The organism is Xenorhabdus sp. PB61.4 (assembly GCF_963894935.1).
Classification (GTDB): domain Bacteria; phylum Pseudomonadota; class Gammaproteobacteria; order Enterobacterales; family Enterobacteriaceae; genus Xenorhabdus; species Xenorhabdus stockiae.
Genome location: NZ_CAWQJR010000103.1, coordinates 1 through 2,402 on the forward strand (window position 1 = coordinate 1; position 2,402 = coordinate 2,402).

Sequence of the window (2,402 nt, forward strand, 5' to 3'; positions counted from 1 at the left end):
GTGGCTGCCATATCTGTAATCCATATTGCACCTCTCGTGCAACACAGTATCGCAGCTAAAGCTGACCGACTAAAGTCGGTGGTTTTAACCTTTTATATGGAAAAATAAAACCAGAATTATCATTCAGAGTTTCTTCTATAACAATTAGTGTAAGACCATACATGCCATCTTTCTCCTATTTACAAGTACCAGCACTTTTGGCCATGCTTCTTGTAGGTCAGCAAATCGATGAAGTAAATGCTGAATAATTACAGGCAATCATTAAAAATAAGTGAATAAAATATAATTAACCAACATTGTTAATATAATAAGTTATTTATTTTATATTAGTAAAATATAAATTTCACCATTAGAATAATTAACTTAATTAAGAACACACTAACTCTCATTTCTACTCTTCCTATATCAGATAGTTTATCATCCAATTAACGCCATAAAAAAATAATTTTAATTTTATAATACAGATAGGTTTCGATTATTCATTAAGGATATTATTTCTATGTCAGATAAATTAATAGATACATGGATTGAATTGCATAATTCAACATCAGAAGAACAAAAGGGAAAACTTTTTATTGAGCTTTTAAATATATTCCACTCATCAGATTTTTGGCTTATCAGCTCCGTTTCTGAGGGAAGTGGTGCCTACTCGTTTTCGATAAATGAAGATCCTGAATTTCATTCCAGACCTTATATTGTTGCTTACCTTTCGGAAGAAAATCCGGCTTCATGGCATAATGCAGAATCTATCGAGAATAATCCTGAAAACCTTCATCAATTCGGTGCTGAATACTTGTACTATCTTATTGATGAGTTTCAATGTGATCTCGTTATCTACAATGGTGATAATTACATTATATTTGATCAAGATACACTGACGCATATAAAAAATTCGGCACAAAATGCAAATGATATACCAGAGGAAAGAAACGAAATATATCTCCCTCATAACCCGCAGCCTTTTTTAACCTCTGATTGGGGCATAATACTGGGTGCTCCCTATGCCTACTTTAATGGATGGAGTTGTAATGATTATTCTCCAGAAGAAGATGACGCTGGCTTATCATCAGCCTGGGGAGTTGAAAATCGGCAAGATCTAGTTTTCCAGTTATTTAAACTAATGGTTAACGGGCATGCTGTTGATTATTACAAAATGCGAGATGAACTCAGTGAATTATCAAAACCGGAATTTGATGAAATTTTAGCGGGCATTCAGCAAAGTGATATGAATGCATACGATAAGAAGGAAATCATCTGGCGTTATACCATGATGTATGACAATGAAAACGATATTCAAAATATCCAATATTTGGCATGGGACTATGTTCGTTTCAGTATGCTGTGCCTGAACGGATGCAAGCTGCAATATATCACGGAACAGGAAGCTAAAAACTGGACGCTCATGCTCGCCCCACTGTTACGAATGGTTTATAGCGGATGGGACGATCTGTGGTACCACTTTGCGCTTACACGCTGGTTTTGGGCATCCACTGATGAAGGCTGGGCTGAATGCCAGTCCGAGTATATTGGTATTATCCGTGCATTGCTGAATGATCCGAATAGCCCAACAGTTGCGATCAATTGGAATAGCGAGTTACCGCCAATCGAGACCCATTCATTTGCTCAGGCACTAACTGAAGTTTTAACCGAACAAAATCCAGATGCTGAGGTTAATTTTAATGAAGTGCATGATGCTATTAGAGAACAAGTCAGGGCTGATGAACCATAAGCCGTCAAAAACCAGTTGCTATCTGTATTCACTGATTATGCAATCTACTTCGGTAACCATATGAGTATAAACGCCAGTAATTATCTAGCTGGCGTAATTTTGCTCTAAATTATCGCATCTTATTACTATCCCGAATAAATATTTAATCCTGGTGAACGTATTATCTCTCAAATGTCACTCTTGATATTTCATGCAGATATTCTGAATTAAATGGGGTGAAAATAAGTTAGGTGGCGATAAATCAATCAACATATACCGTTAGATGAGAAAATTATCGGCTATTAAATAAGGTTTATTTTTCAGCTTATATAATAGGCTGAATTAGATAATCTTCACCATCTCTTCATACAAAAGTCCTCATTATATTAATATGCGCATGGTCAGATGATGAGATAGAAATCAGTGTCTTTTACTTACTTTCAGACAATTTTATGAGGAAAGCTCTAAATAAACAGCTTTTCTAACAATTGAGTTTATAAAGTAAACACGTGTAATTAAATAAAAAATACCTCACTTGCACAAACAAGTTCAATACATTGATTTTATTTAAAAAATAAAGCAATGGTATAAATTCATTGATAAAAAAATGAACTGTATCTGAAATGTTCAAAAGTGCGAGTAAACTGAAATTTTATGCGAAATAAAAGACAATTTAGTGGAAAAGGTTTTTATA

At 34.4% G+C, this 2,402-nt stretch carries 1 protein-coding gene; it reads left to right on the plus strand.

The annotated features are described in order from the left end of the window. Positions 1–499 precede the first annotated feature (499 nt). The gene (locus tag AACX68_RS06255; RefSeq protein ID WP_228860825.1) at positions 500–1,729 is read left to right on the plus strand and encodes a DUF1266 domain-containing protein; all 1,230 of its coding nucleotides are present in this window, start codon (positions 500–502) and stop codon (positions 1,727–1,729) included. The last annotated feature ends 673 nt before the right edge of the window (positions 1,730–2,402 follow it).